Genomic DNA, 15,128 nt, shown 5'->3' on the forward strand with positions numbered 1-15,128 from the left:
CTAGCGGGGCGCCGGATATTCTCGCGACGTGAGACAGGGGCCGGGTGAACATGGATCGTTTCGTGCGTCGTGCAATGCACATCGTTTGCTTGCTGCTGGTCACGCTGACTACGGTCGGCGCTGCACCCGTGCCCGCGCTGGAAGTATCGTTCTTGGCCCCTGGCACGGGTTTCACCGCTGAACGCATCTTGGCCGGCGAAGCCGCAGAGCATTTCGAGTCCGTGCCTTCGGCCGATGTCGTCATCATGGGTAAAGAGCCGCAATGGCTCCGCGTCGTCGCGCACCGAGATTATCCGCAGCAGCTCGCGCCGAATCTGGTGATGACGCAGCCTTATCGAAAGGCGATAGAGGTCTGGCGCCCTGGCGATCACGTCCCCCTACGTCGCGCCACTTATGGCGCGGATGCGGATTTGAATCATTCCACGCTGTTTCACGTCATCCCGCTCCCGAACGGATTACGGCGAGGTGATGTGATTTATCTGCGTGCGAAAGCGGTTGACGTGAGGCCGTCGCGGTTCACGATTGAATCGGCCGCCTATGTGCATCGTATGGACATGACGTTCGGACGCGCGCGAACCTTCGTGCTTACGTCCCTGAGTATCGTTGCGGTCCTCGCCTTGGGTTTTGGCGTGAGTCTGCGGCAGCGCGGCTATGCCTATCTGGCGCTCACCTTGGCGGCCCAAGCCGTAACGCTCGCCATTGAGGGCGGCGAGGTCCGCGAATCTTCGTGGCTGGTGTCGGTTGCGCAAGACCACCGAACCAATATCCTGCTGAACACAATAGCCACGCTCGCAAGCGTCCGGTTCTTGATGTTCTTCCTGAGTATCCCGCCGCTTCAACCGCGTATCGCCAAGGTACTGAACGCGTGCAGCATCGTGTTCTTGGCGTTGATTGCCGTTTCTACGGTCCACGTTTGGTATGCGTCGGCGATGATTGGCAACGTGACGTTGCTGGTCGCGATTGTGTCTGTGTTCAAAGCGATTCTTCATGCGCTGCACATGCGGCAACGCGAAGCGTTTTTCTTGCTGCTGGCATGGACGCCGCTAATGATCGTGGCCGCGATACGGGTCGGCGGCTTGCAAGGCTGGCTGCCGATCTTCGATTGGGTGGAGTTCGCACTCCCGTTTACCATGACCGTTGGCGGCTTGGGTCTGCTGTTCGGAATGACCGACAAGCTGCGGCAGCTCCGGCGCGAAAATGAAACGGCCCGCCATCGTGCGACGCACGACGGATTGACGGGCGTGCTCACGCGGAGCGCGCTGGACGATGCGATGCAGGCGGCGGCCGAGGCGGCGCACGCGACGGGCCGTCCGCTGTCCGTCGTGTTCTTCGATATCGATCACTTCAAGCGTGTCAACGACGACAACGGCCACGCGACCGGCGATGAAGTGCTGCGCATTGTGGCGCTGCGGACACTGAATCGCCTTCGCCCGTTCGACGTGTTTGGCCGCTACGGCGGCGATGAAATGCTGGTGGGCTTGCCGGGGGCTACGCTGGATGAAGCGGTGTTGATCGCTGAGCATGTGCGCGGTGCTGTGTCCGGCTCCCCGATATCCATCGACGGGCGCCGGCTGGAGATCGGTATTAGCATGGGGGTTGCACAACTCCGAGAGGGCGAGACATTGGGGGCGCTGTTGCGCCGCGCCGATATCGCCCTGTATCAAAGCAAGGCGCAAGGACGCGGCCGGGTCACCGGGTGCTATCTGGAAACGCCTACGCAGCCCTTTACCGCTTGAGCGGAACAGAGCGCGGCGTCTCAGTCCGCCCAGCGCGCTTCACTATTCTGAAAGTTCCATCCGCCTGACTGAGTACGCCATGAAACGCAAAATGACCCTTGCTCTCGCCGCCGCGCTGTTCGCGCTGATCTGCACCGCTTGCGCCCCGCCCAACAGCCCGGCCGATCTGCACCCCGAAGCGCACGCCGCGCTGTCGCAGGCATCGCACGCCTTACGCGCACCCTGACGGCGTAGAGATTGAGGTAGAGGACGCCCGGCCTAACGGCCGGGCGCCGCGTCGTGCGCTGTCATCACACGTCAAGCGCTTTCGGCGTTTTCCGGTCTTTTGCGCGCAAGATGGCCTTGCTGAGAATGTCGCCAACACGATCAAAATGCGATTTTGTTCCGAAGTACAGCGCGCCGCCAAAACCAAAGCCGACAAGTAACGCGGCAATGAGAGTCACGACGTAAGGCGGCGAGGTGAAACCCAATGCACTCGCAGCCAGATTCAAAGCGCTAGTCATCGCCGCTGTTGTGAACCCCACCATCTGCGCTCTAGAGGTTGCGCGCACCGATTGTGCGGATAAATCGATCTTCGCCTCTTCCAACTGAAGCAACGGAACCGGTGCGAGGCGGTGCAAAGTGATTTCGTCCAATGCTCGGTAGTCATCCATTACATTAGCTTGCACGTCGGTAATCGTGAGCCAGCCGTACTCGCGCGCCCGGTACGCTTCCCGAGCCAGCGCCGCCAATCCGACAACGGCACCTGCGGCCACCCACGCGGCAGAAGCGAGCACATACGGGCGCAGCGTTTCCTTTTCGACGCCGTAAAGAACATGCAGCGCGCCGCCCGCGTAAACGCCAAGCACGCCGGGGCTGCAAGCGACGGCAAACTGGGTTGCCCCTCTTTGTATTCTCGCGCCAACGCTTCGGTTAAACGACTGCTTGTCGTTAAACGCAACATCGTTCATCAATTCGTTAATGCTTGGCATGGCAGACCACTGAGGACGAGATTCAATCTCTGTTGATACGTCGGGTGTCGCGATTGGCTGGTTCATGTGCGCTCCTGTGCGCGGTGCCGATTGGCCGGCGAGTTGATCGTGCTGCAAGTTCAATTGCTCCGCAATGACCACTTTTTGATGAAAGTTATTTGCCGCCTGGGCGTGGCGTGAGCTCTATTTCGCCCGCCGCCTGTAGCCCCAACTCGGCAACTTCGCCAGTTCAGCTAAGACGGCCGCCAGACCTTCGTCATCCCGTGAAGCCAAGTCGTCGGGCTTTTCGCCGTTGATTCGGACGTCTACCCGCCATGCGTCGCGGTGCTTCCCCAGCGTCAAATCAGCGGCGCGCATATAGGTCTGCCACCGCGAACTGCGTACATGCGCTGTATGCCACCGCATGTAGGCGTCCGGTAGCGCTCCGCGATCTTGCTTCGTCACAAGGTATTCGGGGTTACTCGGCACGTACTCGCTCGCGTCGATAACACGCGCAGCCGCGCAAAGAAGCCACCGCGTATCGCGTACCAAGTCCAGCCGCTCTTGCGGTGCGCGCGTGACGCGCTCGCCCAACTCTCTTGACCGTGCTAGTAAGCGCTCAGTCAGTTCGAGGAGATCGGATTCAAGGTAGGGGTTTCGCGGTTCCTGTCGCATGTCGTCACCGCTGGATGTCTACGGCGCGAGTCTACGCCCGGCCGTCTCATGCCATGAGACCGTGAAAGCCGCTTACACGCTTGCAATCACTCAGGAAATTGTCGTGCGCGCGCGAGCCTGTCGGTAGTTCATACGGGGCCGCGCGTGTCCACCTTTACCGCCGTCGATTTGTCGCGCTTGCCGCCGCCGCTGGTGGTGGAGTCGCTGGAATACGAAACCGTCCTGGCGGAGCGCGTCGCCGACTTCCGCAAGCGCTTTCCCGCATACACCGAACTGACCGACTCCGATCCTGCAATGGTCTTATTGCAGGAAAACGCTTATCGCGAAATCGGCTGGCGCCAGCGCGTCAACGACGCGGCCAAAGCCGGGATGCTGGCCTATGCGGTCGGCGCCGATCTGGATCACATCGCGGCCCGCGATAGTCTGCTGCGGTACATCATTGATCCCGGCGAACCGGAGCGCGGGATTCCGCCTACCTACGAGAGCGATGCGGACTTTCGTCGCCGCATCCAACTCGCACCCGAAGGTTTTTCGGTCGCTGGCCCCGAAGGCGCGTACATTTTCCACGCGTTGAGCGCCGATCCCGACGTGTTGGACGCCAGCGCGACCAGCCCGGCACCAGGCGAGGTAGTAGTGACCGTCCTCGCACGTCACGGCGACGGCACGGCGTCCCCTGCGCTGGTGCGCGCTGTCGAACGCGTGCTGACCGATGATCGCATCCGCCCGTTAACCGATTACGTGCAAGTTCAGTCGGCGCGCATCGTGCCGTTTGAGGTTCGCGCGACGGTCTACACCCACGCCGGCCCCGATTCGTCGATGGTGATTGATGAATCGCTGCGACGGCTGCACAGCTACATCGAACAGTCGCACCGCCTGGGCCGCGACGTGCCGCAATCCGGGCTGTATTCCGTCCTGCATTCCGAAGGCGTGCAGCGCGTCTTGTTGCATTCACCCACCGCTGATGTGGTGATCGATCGGACGCAGGCCGCTCATTGCACGCTCGTTGATATTCGCGTGGGCGGGATCGATGAGTGATCTGTTACCGCCGAACGCATCGCCGCTGATGCGTGCCCTGGCGGCCACGAATGCGGCGATTGCGTTTGTGCCGATCCCATTGCGCGAACTGCGCGACCCGATGCGCTGCCCGCTGAAAATCCTGCCGTGGCTGGCCTGGGAGCGCTCGATTGATTCGTGGAAACCCTACTGGCCGGAACACATCAAACGCGCCCGTGTGCGCGCCGCGACCGAGATTCAGCGGCGTAAGGGCACCGCGCAAAGCGTGCGCGAAGTCGTCGCCGCGTTCGGCGGCGCCGTTGTGCTACGCGAATGGTGGCAGATGGAGCCCAAGGGGCGACCGCACACGTTCGACGTGAACCTGACGATTGCCGGCGACGGCGGCGCACCGCCGAGCCTGGAATTCATCGCCGACGTAATCGCAGAGATCGAGCGCACCAAGCCCGTGCGCAGCCACTTCACGTTCACCCAAGGCGCTTATGCGACCGGCGGGGTCGGCGTCGTCGCCGCCGGCCGTGTCGCGGCCTATCGCCGAATCCAGTTGACCGCCATCGAACCCGAGGAGACCCCCAGCCCGTGAGCGGCCTGTTTATCACTGTCACCGATGCCGGCTTTCGTGCGTTGGTCAATTCGTCCAACACGGGCACCCGTGCGGTAAGCCTGACGCATATCGGATTGTCGGCCGCTAGCTTCGCCGCCGCGCCCAATCTGACCACTCTACCGGGCGAGTTCAAGCGCCTGACGACGTTCGGCGGCGCCGCAGTCGCCAAGGACACATTGCATCTGTCGATCCGCGACGACGGCCCCGAGGCGTACAGCATCCGCGCGTTCGGCTTGTATCTGGACGATGGCACCTTGTTTGCGGTCTACAGTCATCCCGACGTGTTGATGAACAAAGACGCGGCCGTGTCGCTGTTGCTAACGGCAGACGTTCGATTCCAGCGCATCGACGTGTCGCAGTTGGTGTTCGGCGATACGGTGTGGCTCAACCCGCCCGCAACCGAGACCGTGCAAGGCGTCGTGGAATTGGCCGACCGCGTCGAAGCGGTCGCGGGGACTGATCGCACTCGCGCGATGACGCCGGACGGTGTGAAAGCGGCGATGGATGCACGCCTGGGTGACGCTGCGCCGTCGCCGTTCGTGAAGTCGATTCTGAACGCTGCAAGCGCACTACTGCTACGCGCTGCGCTGGGCCTGGGCAATGCCGCGGTACGCGACGAAGGCGCCGGCAAGGGCTTAGACGCCGACAAGCTCGACGGCGAACACGGCGCGTACTACCGCAACTTCGACAACCTGACCAACGTTCCCGGCGAGTTCACGGCCAAGAAGCACCGGCACGCGTGGGCCGATCTGGACGGCGTGCCCGACACGGCGAGCCGAAATCCGACGTTCGATGAGGTGACGAACAAGCCGGACGACTTCAAGCCCAAGCCGCACCCGCATTCGGCCAGCGACATCACGTCCGGTGTGTTCGCGCCCGAGCGTATCCCGGCGCTACCTATCGCCCGTGTGAGCGGGTTGGAAACCGCACTGGCCAACAAGGTCGGTGTCACGGGTGGCGAGATTTGGGGGCGCCTGATACTCACGCGCGATAGCCCGCCGCCCGATGGAAGTGCCTACAACACCGGCCATCTGGAATTGAAAACCACCAACACCAGCTTTCCGCGCATCGGTTTCCACCGCAGCGGCGCGGATGCGATCGCCATCGTCTACGAAGGCGGGACTTCGCTCACGCTGTGGTCGAATACGGGCAATCGTTATGACCTGTGGCACGGCGGAAACTTCAATCCGAACGGCAAAGCCAACCTCGGTACTCCGTCGCCGGGATCAATCCATTTGACGGGCGGCGCCGCCGCCTACTACCTGCGTGACCGTGATTCCAATCGCGACTGGGCGCTCTATGCGCACGGCGATCGAGTCGCCCTATTCAATGGCGGGGGGGACGTAGTGACAATCACGCCGTGGGGTTCGATTACGGCCAACGGCGGCTTTGACGATGGTTCCTCGTACCGGCTCAAGCGCGATCTAAAGCCGCTGCCCTATGGGTTAGCCGAGGTGGAACGAATCGTGACGCGGATCGGTCGCTATCGGGATTTCTATAACCGCGATGATCGCCTGCGTTTGTTCGTCCTGGCCGAGCAGTTGCGCGGCGTCTTGCCCGAAGCGGTCAATGATGACGGTTTGGTGATCGACGGCGAGCGTTACGCGACCGTGCAGTATTCCCAGTTGATGCCGCCGGTCATTGTGAGTGTTCAGCAGTTGGCCGCGAACGCTCGCGACGACCGCGCGGAATTGGCGAAGGTACGCGATAGCCTGGACACACTCAGGAGCGAGTTCGCCGCGTTTCGTGAGCGGGTCATGTCGCTGTCGGAGGGCGCCAGATGACCGGTCACCGTAGCGGCGGCGTCTCGTTTGATGACCTGTTTGACCCCGATTTGAACGGCGATGGCCCCACGGCTGGATTTCTGCGGCGTATCGACGGCACGCCGCTACGGTATGCGCATATCCAGTACGGCGCGCAGCGCGCCGACGTGAATCGGCGCAGTGGCGGCGTAGACGTGGCCCGCCTTTGGGCTGCGAAAGGCACGGCGTCTTACGTCAGTGATGGCGGTTGGGGCGGCCGTCTCGTTGCGTCGGACGTGGGCTATCCCAGCGCCAAAGCCACGGCGTCGTTTTCCTTTCGCTCGGACGGCTCGACGTTCTGGCAATCGGAAACCGGCGGCGGCAGCGGCACAGGAACGTGGGCGCGTTCGCGCCCTGGTGATTACGACATTCTGTTTTCGCTGATCTACGCGGACAGCGGCGGCTATCTCAATGTCACCCTCGATCAATGGTTGCCGCTGACAGAACTGCGATTCGTCTCGCTGACGGTAAGCGCGTCCAACGGGCGGCAGGCGTCGGCCAATCGCACCGTGCGTGCGCAGATTCGTCGCCGACAGGACGGCCGCATTTGGATGGATAAGCAAATGGCGTTCTATTGCACGGTCGCCGCTGACGGTTAACGCATCGTCACTGCGCAGGGTGTAAGCCGCTTACACCCTTGCGGTTTCGTGAGCGCACGGGACGTGCGTCCGATCCTTGTCGGTATGCAACGCAACGCCGACATTCAGCGCCGACTCGCGAACATGATTCGCATCGGCACCATTGCCGAAGTCAATTACACCACGCAACGCGCCCGCGTTGCGTCGGGCGATTTGTTGACCGACTTTCTGCCCTGGGGCGCCGGCCGCGCGGGCCGGCGCAGCGAGTATTCAGCGCCCAGCGTTGACGAACAAGTCATCCTCGTTTGCCCGCAGGGCGAGACGACCGGCGCATTCATCCTTTGCTCCGCGTACAGCGCCGCGAATCCTTCGCCGGGCAACGCGCCGAATCTGCATGTCACCCGCTACAGCGACGGCGCCGTCATCGCCTACGACGACGAAACGCATGCGCTGTCCGCGACGTTGCCCAGCGGCGGCACCGCGACACTGTCGGCCGATGGCGGCCTGACCATCAATGGCCCGGTCACGATCAACGGCAAAACCACGATCAACGGCGATACGTCGGTGGACGGCAAGGTTAACGCAAGCGGCGATGTGGTCGGCGCGGGTGTGAGCCTGGAAAAGCACCCGCACGGCGGCGTGCAGACCGGCGGCGGCAAATCGGGGCCGCCGGCATGACGGGCATGGATCGCGCCACCGGCCGCGCGCTCGACAGCGATGCGCACCTGCGCCAATCCATTGCGGACATTCTGTGTACGCCGCTGGGAACGCGCGTGATGCGCCGCGACTACGGATCACGGCTCGCCGACCTGATCGACCAGCCATTAAACGAAGCCACGCGCACGCGCCTGTTCGGCGCGACCGCTACCGCGCTTCAACGCTGGGAGCCGCGCGTGCGCGTGCGCCGCATCCAGTTCACGCCCGGCGACACGCCCGGCGCCTGCGAATTGACCTTGACCGTGGAGCGCATCGACCCCGGCGGTCGCCGTGTGCCGGCCTCGCTCGCGGTTCCGCTTCCCCTGCGCCTGTTCCCCTAGGAGTTTCCCATTGGATGATTTTCATCATGGCGTTCGCGTCATCGAAGTGACGGGCGGTGCGCGCACCGTCCGCGCTGTCGCGACCGCTGTCATCGGCGTGGTCTGCACGTCTAGCGACGCCGACGCCGCCGCGTTCCCCATTGACCGGCCCGTGGTGCTGACCGACGTTCGCCGCGCGCTCGCGAAGACCGGCAAGACCGGCACGCTGCGTCCGACCTTGCAGGCCATCGCCGACCAATGCAACACGCCGACCGTGGTGGTACGCGTGCCGACCGGCAACGACGACGCAGCCACGACCAGCGCGGTCATTGGCAGTGCCGAAGGCGCCAGCTTCACCGGCCTGTATGCGCTGCTGGCGGCGCAGGCGCAGCTCGGCGTGCGCCCGCGCATCCTGGGGGCGCCTGGCCTGGACACGCAGCCGGTCGCCGTCGCGCTCGGCGTGATCGCCAAGAAGCTGCGCGCAATGGCCTATGTGAGCGCTGCCGCCAGTGCGAAGAAAGAGGACGCCGTGCTGTACCGCAAGAATTTCTCGCAACGCGAATTGATGGTGATCTGGCCCGACTTCGTGTCTTGGGATACCGCGACGAACAGCACGCAAAACGCCTATGCGACGGCCCGCGCCTTGGGCCTGCGCGCTCTGATCGATCAAGAGCAGGGTTGGCACAAGTCGCTGTCTAACGTGCCGGTCGCGGGCGTTACCGGCCTATCGCGCGATGTGTTTTGGGACTTGCAAGACCCCAGCACGGACGCGGGTTATCTCAACGCGGGCGATGTGACGACGTTGGTCAATCACAACGGCTATCGCTTCTGGGGCTCGCGCACGTGCAGCGACGATCCGCAGTTCGCATTCGAGCCCTTCGTGCGCACGGCGCACGTCATCGCCGACACGCTGGCGGAAATCGCAGCCCCGAACGTCGATAAGCCGCTGACGCCGATGCTCGTCCGCGACATGCTCGACGAAGGCAATGCGCGCTTTCGCTGGTGGAAAACCGCCGGCTATCTGCTGGGCGGCCAGTGCTGGTTCGACAACGAGCAGAACCCGGCCGACCGGCTGTTTAGCGGAAAGCTCGCGCTCGCGCACAACTACACGCCCGTGCCGCCCGCCGAGGACATCACGTTGCGCCAATCCATCACCGACGTGTATCTGGCCGACTTCGCCAGCCGTCTTGTTGCCTGAGTTTCGGAGACCGCATGGCGCTGCCTTCTGTACTGAAAAACTATCACCTGTTCCACAACGGCGTGAGCTTCCTGGGCTTGGCGACCGAGGTCGAATTGCCGCCGCTCGCGCGCAACATGACCGCCTATCAAGCCGGCGGCATGTCCGGCCCGGTCGATATCGACAACGGGCCGGACGGTCCGATTGAATTCGGCTGGAAGTGCGGCGGTTTCGTCGTGGACGTGCTGCGCCAGTACGGCGCCGTTCGCCACGATGCCGTGCAACTGCGCTTCGCGGGCGCGTATCAGCGCGACGACACGGGCGAAGTGCTGGCCGTCGAGATCGTCGTGCGCGGTCGCCACAAGGAAATCGCGCTGGGTACGGCGAAGATCGGCGAGCAAACCGAATTCGCGGTCAAGACCACGTGCAGTTACTACCGCCTCACGGTCAACGGCGCGACCGAAATCGAGTGCGACCGCATGGCGATGATTGAAGTCGTCGGCGGTGTGGATCGCCTCGCGCAGCAGCGCGCCGCACTCGGCCTGTAATCCGCGCCCGGCGCAAGGCCGGGCCGTCTTTCTCTGCAAGGAATTTTCCCCATGCCCAAAGCTACCCCGGCGGACATTGCCGCCGTGTTACCCGATCCCGTGACCACCACGGCGGTCACCTTGGAAAAGCCAATTAAGCGCGGCGAATCCGAAATCGCGAGCGTAACCGTGCGCCGTCCGGTCTCCGGCGAACTGCGCGGCCTGTCCATGCTCGACCTGATGCGCTTGGAAATGGACGCGGTGCAGAAGGTGCTGCCGCGTATCACGATGCCGACCCTGACCGCGTTTGAGGTGTCCCAACTGGACCCGGCCGACACCGCGCAGTTTGCAATGGCGATTGCAGATTTTTTTCTGACGAAGGCGCAGCGGGCGGCCTCCCTGACTGCGTAGAAAACGCGATGGCGGACATTGCCGCCGTCTTCGGCTGGTCCCCCGCCGTCATGGGGGACCTTCCCCTTAGTGAATTGGTCGCATGGCGTGAGCGCGCCCGTGTGCGGAGCGGTGTTGACGAATGAGCGGCGGCGATCTGGCGTTAAAGGTGCGGCTCGATATGCTCGACCGCGCCACCAAGCCGATGCAGCAGGTCGCCGCCGCCGCGCAGGTCGCCGCCCGTGCGTTGCGCGAGACGCAAGACAAGCTCAAGGGGCTGGACCGCGCACAGCAGCAGATTGCCGGGTTCCGCCGGCTCAAGAATGAGACCGACGCGAGCGGTCTTGCGCTCAAGGCCGCGCAACAGAAGCTAAACGCGATGCGCGGCGAGATGCAGCGCGTCGGCGTCGCCAGTGAACGAATGTCGCGCGACTACGCGAAGGCGGAACGCGCTACCGAGCGACTACGCACCGCGCACATTCGCAAGCTGCAAGCGCTCAAGGGTTCGCGCGAGGGGCTGGCCGCGTCCGGGATCGAGGTCAAGCGCCTGGGCGAGCATGAGCGGCGCCTAGCGCACGATGTGGCGCAGACCACGCAACGCATTTCCGCGCAGCGGGCCGAGTTGGGCCGTTTGGCGCAGCAGTCGCGGCAGGCCCAGGCCGCGCAACAGCGCATGGCGCGCGCACAGCAGCAGGCCGGCGCCCTGGCCGCCGCGGGCGCCGGGGTCGGCGCGGCCGGCGCCGCGCTGGCGGCCCCTGTCGTGTTCGCCGTGCGCGCGTATTCATCGTTTGAAGATGCGATGACGGGCGTTGCGCGGCAGGTGGACGGCATGCGCGACAAGGTGGGCCGCCTGACGCCGCTGTATTACTCGATGGGCCGCGAACTGCAAAAGCTGTCCGAGGACTTGCCCGGAACCGCCGAAGAACTGGCGGCCATCGCTGAGGCGGCGGCGCGCATGGGCATCAAGGGCACGCCCGACATTCTGAAGTTCACCAAGACCGTTTCGGTCATGGCCGATGCGTTCAACTTGCCCACCGATGAAATCGGCGAAAGCATGGGCAAGCTGCGCAGCCTCTACAAAGTGCCGATTGGCAGCATCGAAGAATTGGGCGATGCGATCAACTACCTGGACGATAACGCGCAATCGCAGGGCCGCGACATCATCGACGTGATGCAGCGCCTGGGCGGCGTTGCCGACAAGCTCAATTACCGCCAAGCGGCGGCGCTGGGTAGCACGTTCCTTTCGCTGGGCAGTGCGCCCGAGGTCGCGGCGAGCGCTGCGAACGCCATGGTGCGCGAATTGGCCGTGGCGACGATGCAGGGCAAGCGCTTTCAAAATGGATTGCGCGCCTTGAGTTTGGACGCGGGCGCCCTGCAACAAGGCATGGTGACAGACGCGCAGGGCACGATTAAACGCGTCCTCGCGGCAATCAAACAACTGCCGGCCAAGGATCAACTCACGGTTACGACGCAGCTTTTCGGCAAGGAATTCGGCGACGACGCGTCCAAGCTCGCGAACAATCTAGAGGAATACGAGCGGCAAATTAAGCTGACCGAGGATGCACGGGCGCTGGGTTCGTCCCAGCGTGAGGCCGCCGCCCGCGCTAACAACCTGTCCGCGATCTGGGCGAATGCCAAGGATACCGGCCGCAATTTCGCCGCCGATGCCGGCGCGCTGTTGGCGCCGAACCTGCGCGAATTGGGCGACCAGCTCAAGAGCATCACCCAGGCGGCCCGCGCCTGGATCGCGGCGAATCCTGCGATGGCCGCCGGCCTGGTCAAAGCCGCGGCGGCCGGCGCCATCCTGCTAACCGTGGTCGGCGGGCTCGCCCTGGTATTGGCCGGCATCCTGGGGCCGCTCGCCGTGATCCGTTACGGCTTGGTGAGCCTGGGGCCGGCGCTGACCCAGGCGCAGACCGCGCTAAGCGGCCTGGGCGCGCGCGTGTTGCCGGTGCTGATGAACGGCGCCCGCGCCTTGCTGCCGGTCCTGGGCGGCCTGTCCGCACCGGTTCTGGCGTTGCTCGCGGTGCTGGCGGCGGTCGCCCTGGCGATCTGGAAGTATTGGGCGCCGATCAAGGCGTTTTTCATCGGTCTGTGGGCCGGCTTCGTTGACGCGCTGCGACCGGTGCAAGCCGAACTGGCGCCGCTGGGCGCCGCCCTGGCCGACGCGCTATCGCCGTTGCGCCCGCTGTGGGACGCCGTGGCCGCCGCGCTGGCCGCCGTGTGGGGCTGGCTGCGGGATCTGTTTACGCCGTTCCAAGCCACCGCCGACCAGCTCGCGGGAGCGACCGAAAACGGCCGTGCGTTCGGCGCGGTGCTGGGTTCGGTAGTAGCCGGACAGGTGCGCGCCGTCATCGCCGTGGTGACGACGCTGGCCGGATGGTTCAAGACGCTGTTCGCCTATTCGCCGCTCGGCCTGATCGCGGCGAATTGGGATGCGCTGCGCGGCTATTTCGTCGGCCTGTGGGACGCCTTGAAAAACATCGTGCGCGGCGGCTGGAATGCGCTGGTCGGCGTGTTTACGGGCGACGGGGCGCGACTGCGCGATGGGCTGGCGATGCTGTGGAACGGCATCAATTCGGCGTTGCTGGGTTGGCCCGCGCGTTTCGTGCAGTTCGGCGCGGATATGGTGCAAGGACTGATTAACGGCGTACTGGGCCGCCTGGATGCGCTCAAGGCGACGGTGACCAACGTCGCCGGCAATGTCGCCGGATGGTTCGCTAAGCGTCTGGACATTCGCAGCCCGTCGCGCGTGTTCGCGCAGTTCGGCGACCACACGATGACCGGCCTTGCGGTCGGCCTGGATCGCAGCCAGTCGGCGCCACTGGACGTGCTGTCGCGCCTGACCGGCGGCATGCAACGGGCCGGCGCCGCGCTTGCAATCAGCGCCGCCGCGACGGCGCCGGCCGTGGCGATCGATCAACGGCCGCCATTGGCCGCGCGTTCGCCTGCCGCGCCGCCCACTGCGCCCGCCGCGCCCATCGTGATTCACATCCATGTGCGCGACACGGATAAGGGGCAGGAAATCGCCGCCGCCGTCCGCGTGGAACTGGAACGCATCGAGCGCGAGCGCGCCGCCCGCCAACGCTCGACTTACACCGATTACGACGACTGAGTTTCCCCCGCATGCTGATGGCCCTGGATACCTTCGTGTTCTCCCTTCCGACGCTGGCCTATGACCAGCTACAGCGCAGCACTTCATGGCGCCATGTGGCCGCCGACCGCCTGGGCGCGCGACCGTCGCGCCAGTTCGTCGGCCCCGGCGATGACACGATTCGACTATCAGGCTTGATCGCGCCCGAACTGACCGGCACGCCGGCTTCGCTCGACGTGTTGCGCGCAATGGCGGACGACGGCAAGGCGTATGCGCTGGTGGAAGGAACCGGCGTGGTCTACGGCGCCTTCGTCGTTGGCGACATCAACGAGACGCGAACGCAGTTTTTCGCGGATGGCGCCGCGTGGCGCATCGAGTTCGATATGACCCTGGCCCGCGTTGACGATTCCACCGACGCGGAGCGGCGCGCATGATCGCGCACGCGATCCCGGCATGGCGCGTGACGCTGGACGGCAAGGATTTGACGGACCGCATCCGCCCGCATTTGCTCGACCTGACGTTGACCGAGGCCCGCGACGGCGAGGCCGACCAGCTCGATTTGAGCGTGCTGGATCGCGGCGATGCGATGGCGCTGCCGCGCCGGGGCGTGGCGCTGTCGGTCGCGCTGGGCTGGCGCGGTGGCGGGTTGGTGGACAAGGGCACGTTTACCGTTGACGAAGTGGAGCATTCGGGGCCGCCCAGCGTCATCGCGATCCGCGCCCGCAGCGCTGACCTGACCAAGCCCCTGCGCATTCGTCGTGAACGATCCTGGCACGGCGCGACGCTAGGCACGGTGTTGCGCGAGATTGCTGGCGAACACGGCTTGCAGGCGCGTATCGCACCTGCGCTTGCCGGCGTCGCCGTCGCGCACCTGGACCAGACCGAAAGCGACGTGGCGTTGTTGGCGCGGCTCGGGAAGCGATACGACGCCGTAGCAACCGTGAAGGCGGGATGCCTGCTGTTCGCTCCGGTGGGTAGCGGGCGCACCACCAACGGCGTCGCGATTCCAGAGGCCGCCGTGCGTCGGCAGGACTGCGAACGCCATCGTTTCGCCTACGCCGACCGCGACCGTTACAGCGGCGTGCGCGCGTATTGGTCCGACCGCGAAGGGGCGAACCGCAAATCCGTCCTGGTCGGCGAAAGCGGTAATGCGAAGCGCTTGGGCGAGACGTTCCCAAACGAGACCCAGGCCCGCGAACACGCCCAAGCGGAATGGGCGCGCGTGCAGCGTGGCGCGGCGACGTTCGGCGTCACCCTGGCGATGGGTCGGCCCGAGTTGTACCCCGAGCAGCGCGTGCGCGTGCGCGGGTTCAAACCGGAAATCGACGGCATGCCGTGGCTGATCGCTAAGGCAACGCACACCATGAATCCGGGCGAAGGTTTGAAGACCAGCCTTGAACTAGAAGCGGGCACGGAATGAGTGCATCGCATCGGGGGATATTCCTACCCACCGCCGCGCCAATCGCCGAGTGACGAAGCGGCCAAGGCTGCGCGATACTACGCACGGACGCCTAGGCCACTTCGCGTTGCGATGGATCGCGACGAACCGACCGCATGGACCTCAAGCG

16 protein-coding genes are annotated in these 15,128 nt (G+C 64.6%); 15 read left to right on the forward strand and 1 reads right to left on the reverse strand.

The genetic code is table 11. The features are described 5' to 3' along the window. Window positions 1-50 precede the first annotated feature (50 nt). Together V2J18_RS07755 and V2J18_RS07760 are read left to right on the forward strand one after the other, a co-directional pair. Complete coding sequence (locus V2J18_RS07755; RefSeq protein ID WP_336131472.1) at window positions 51-1,736, forward strand: sensor domain-containing diguanylate cyclase; 1,686 nt, start codon at window positions 51-53, stop codon at window positions 1,734-1,736. Window positions 1,737-1,815: 79 nt separating this feature from the next. Beyond that, window positions 1,816-1,962, forward strand: a complete 147-nt coding sequence (locus V2J18_RS07760) for a hypothetical protein (protein WP_336131473.1) — start codon at window positions 1,816-1,818, stop codon at window positions 1,960-1,962. Window positions 1,963-2,026: 64 nt separating this feature from the next. On the opposite strand, the gene V2J18_RS07765 is transcribed toward V2J18_RS07760, so the two are convergent. After that, window positions 2,027-2,773, reverse strand: coding sequence for a hypothetical protein (locus V2J18_RS07765; RefSeq protein WP_336131474.1), 747 nt, complete (start codon window positions 2,771-2,773; stop codon window positions 2,027-2,029). 732 nt (window positions 2,774-3,505) lie between these two features. Here V2J18_RS07765 and V2J18_RS07770 point away from each other — a divergent pair. The 13 genes from V2J18_RS07770 (at window position 3,506) to V2J18_RS07830 (ending at window position 14,980) form a co-directional block, all read left to right on the forward strand. Beyond that, entirely contained in the window at window positions 3,506-4,396 is an 891-nt protein-coding gene (locus tag V2J18_RS07770; protein ID WP_336131475.1) for a baseplate assembly protein, read from the forward strand. Then, window positions 4,389-4,955 carry a phage tail protein I gene (locus tag V2J18_RS07775; protein WP_336131476.1) on the forward strand — a complete coding sequence of 189 codons (567 nt, stop codon included), beginning with the start codon at window positions 4,389-4,391 and terminating at the stop codon, window positions 4,953-4,955. Before V2J18_RS07770 ends, V2J18_RS07775 begins: the two co-directional genes overlap by 8 nt. After that, complete coding sequence (locus tag V2J18_RS07780) at window positions 4,952-6,760, forward strand: phage tail protein (RefSeq protein ID WP_336131477.1); 1,809 nt, start codon at window positions 4,952-4,954, stop codon at window positions 6,758-6,760. The genes V2J18_RS07775 and V2J18_RS07780 overlap by 4 nt, the downstream gene beginning before the upstream one ends. Next, on the forward strand, window positions 6,757-7,377 hold the full coding sequence (locus V2J18_RS07785) for a hypothetical protein (protein WP_336131478.1): 621 nt from the start codon (window positions 6,757-6,759) through the stop codon (window positions 7,375-7,377). Before V2J18_RS07780 ends, V2J18_RS07785 begins: the two co-directional genes overlap by 4 nt. Window positions 7,378-7,461: 84 nt before the next feature. Further along, window positions 7,462-8,034 (forward strand): phage baseplate assembly protein V, encoded by a 573-nt coding sequence (locus V2J18_RS07790; RefSeq protein ID WP_336131479.1) that lies wholly within the window; start codon window positions 7,462-7,464, stop codon window positions 8,032-8,034. Next, window positions 8,031-8,393, forward strand: coding sequence for a GPW/gp25 family protein (locus V2J18_RS07795; protein ID WP_336131480.1), 363 nt, complete (start codon window positions 8,031-8,033; stop codon window positions 8,391-8,393). Before V2J18_RS07790 ends, V2J18_RS07795 begins: the two co-directional genes overlap by 4 nt. A 10-nt stretch (window positions 8,394-8,403) precedes the next feature. Beyond that, a complete protein-coding gene (locus V2J18_RS07800; protein ID WP_336131481.1) occupies window positions 8,404-9,570 on the forward strand; it encodes a phage tail sheath protein in 1,167 nt (388 codons plus the stop codon). A gap of 14 nt (window positions 9,571-9,584) precedes the next feature. Next, a complete protein-coding gene (locus tag V2J18_RS07805) occupies window positions 9,585-10,097 on the forward strand; it encodes a phage major tail tube protein (RefSeq protein WP_336131482.1) in 513 nt (170 codons plus the stop codon). Between the two features lie 51 nt (window positions 10,098-10,148). Then, window positions 10,149-10,487 (forward strand): phage tail assembly protein, encoded by a 339-nt coding sequence (locus tag V2J18_RS07810; RefSeq protein WP_336131483.1) that lies wholly within the window; start codon window positions 10,149-10,151, stop codon window positions 10,485-10,487. 50 nt (window positions 10,488-10,537) lie between these two features. After that, complete coding sequence (locus V2J18_RS23080; RefSeq protein WP_345786513.1) at window positions 10,538-10,612, forward strand: GpE family phage tail protein; 75 nt, start codon at window positions 10,538-10,540, stop codon at window positions 10,610-10,612. Continuing rightward, complete coding sequence (locus V2J18_RS07820; RefSeq protein WP_336131485.1) at window positions 10,609-13,581, forward strand: phage tail tape measure protein; 2,973 nt, start codon at window positions 10,609-10,611, stop codon at window positions 13,579-13,581. The genes V2J18_RS23080 and V2J18_RS07820 overlap by 4 nt, the downstream gene beginning before the upstream one ends. 11 nt (window positions 13,582-13,592) lie before the next feature. Then, window positions 13,593-13,994 (forward strand): phage tail protein, encoded by a 402-nt coding sequence (locus tag V2J18_RS07825; RefSeq protein WP_336131486.1) that lies wholly within the window; start codon window positions 13,593-13,595, stop codon window positions 13,992-13,994. Beyond that, a complete protein-coding gene (locus tag V2J18_RS07830) occupies window positions 13,994-14,980 on the forward strand; it encodes a contractile injection system protein, VgrG/Pvc8 family (protein WP_336133078.1) in 987 nt (328 codons plus the stop codon). Before V2J18_RS07825 ends, V2J18_RS07830 begins: the two co-directional genes overlap by 1 nt. The last annotated feature ends 148 nt before the right edge of the window (window positions 14,981-15,128 follow it).

This window comes from Lysobacter firmicutimachus, assembly GCF_037027445.1.
GTDB lineage: Bacteria > Pseudomonadota > Gammaproteobacteria > Xanthomonadales > Xanthomonadaceae > Lysobacter > Lysobacter firmicutimachus.

Bases quoted from the DNA above. Each gene is read 5' to 3' on its own strand.
- V2J18_RS07810 (WP_336131483.1), top strand. From the start codon at position 10,149: ATGCCCAAAGCTACCCCGGCGGACATTGCCGCCGTGTTACCCGATCCC.
- V2J18_RS07755 (WP_336131472.1), top strand. From the start codon at position 51: ATGGATCGTTTCGTGCGTCGTGCAATGCACATCGTTTGCTTGCTGCTG.
- V2J18_RS07760 (WP_336131473.1), top strand. From the start codon at position 1,816: ATGAAACGCAAAATGACCCTTGCTCTCGCCGCCGCGCTGTTCGCGCTG.
- V2J18_RS07775 (WP_336131476.1), top strand. From the start codon at position 4,389: ATGAGTGATCTGTTACCGCCGAACGCATCGCCGCTGATGCGTGCCCTG.
- V2J18_RS07765 (WP_336131474.1), bottom strand. From the start codon at position 2,773: ATGAACCAGCCAATCGCGACACCCGACGTATCAACAGAGATTGAATCT.
- V2J18_RS07805 (WP_336131482.1), top strand. From the start codon at position 9,585: ATGGCGCTGCCTTCTGTACTGAAAAACTATCACCTGTTCCACAACGGC.
- V2J18_RS07825 (WP_336131486.1), top strand. From the start codon at position 13,593: ATGCTGATGGCCCTGGATACCTTCGTGTTCTCCCTTCCGACGCTGGCC.
- V2J18_RS07790 (WP_336131479.1), top strand. From the start codon at position 7,462: ATGCAACGCAACGCCGACATTCAGCGCCGACTCGCGAACATGATTCGC.
- V2J18_RS07795 (WP_336131480.1), top strand. From the start codon at position 8,031: ATGACGGGCATGGATCGCGCCACCGGCCGCGCGCTCGACAGCGATGCG.
- V2J18_RS07785 (WP_336131478.1), top strand. From the start codon at position 6,757: ATGACCGGTCACCGTAGCGGCGGCGTCTCGTTTGATGACCTGTTTGAC.
- V2J18_RS07820 (WP_336131485.1), top strand. From the start codon at position 10,609: ATGAGCGGCGGCGATCTGGCGTTAAAGGTGCGGCTCGATATGCTCGAC.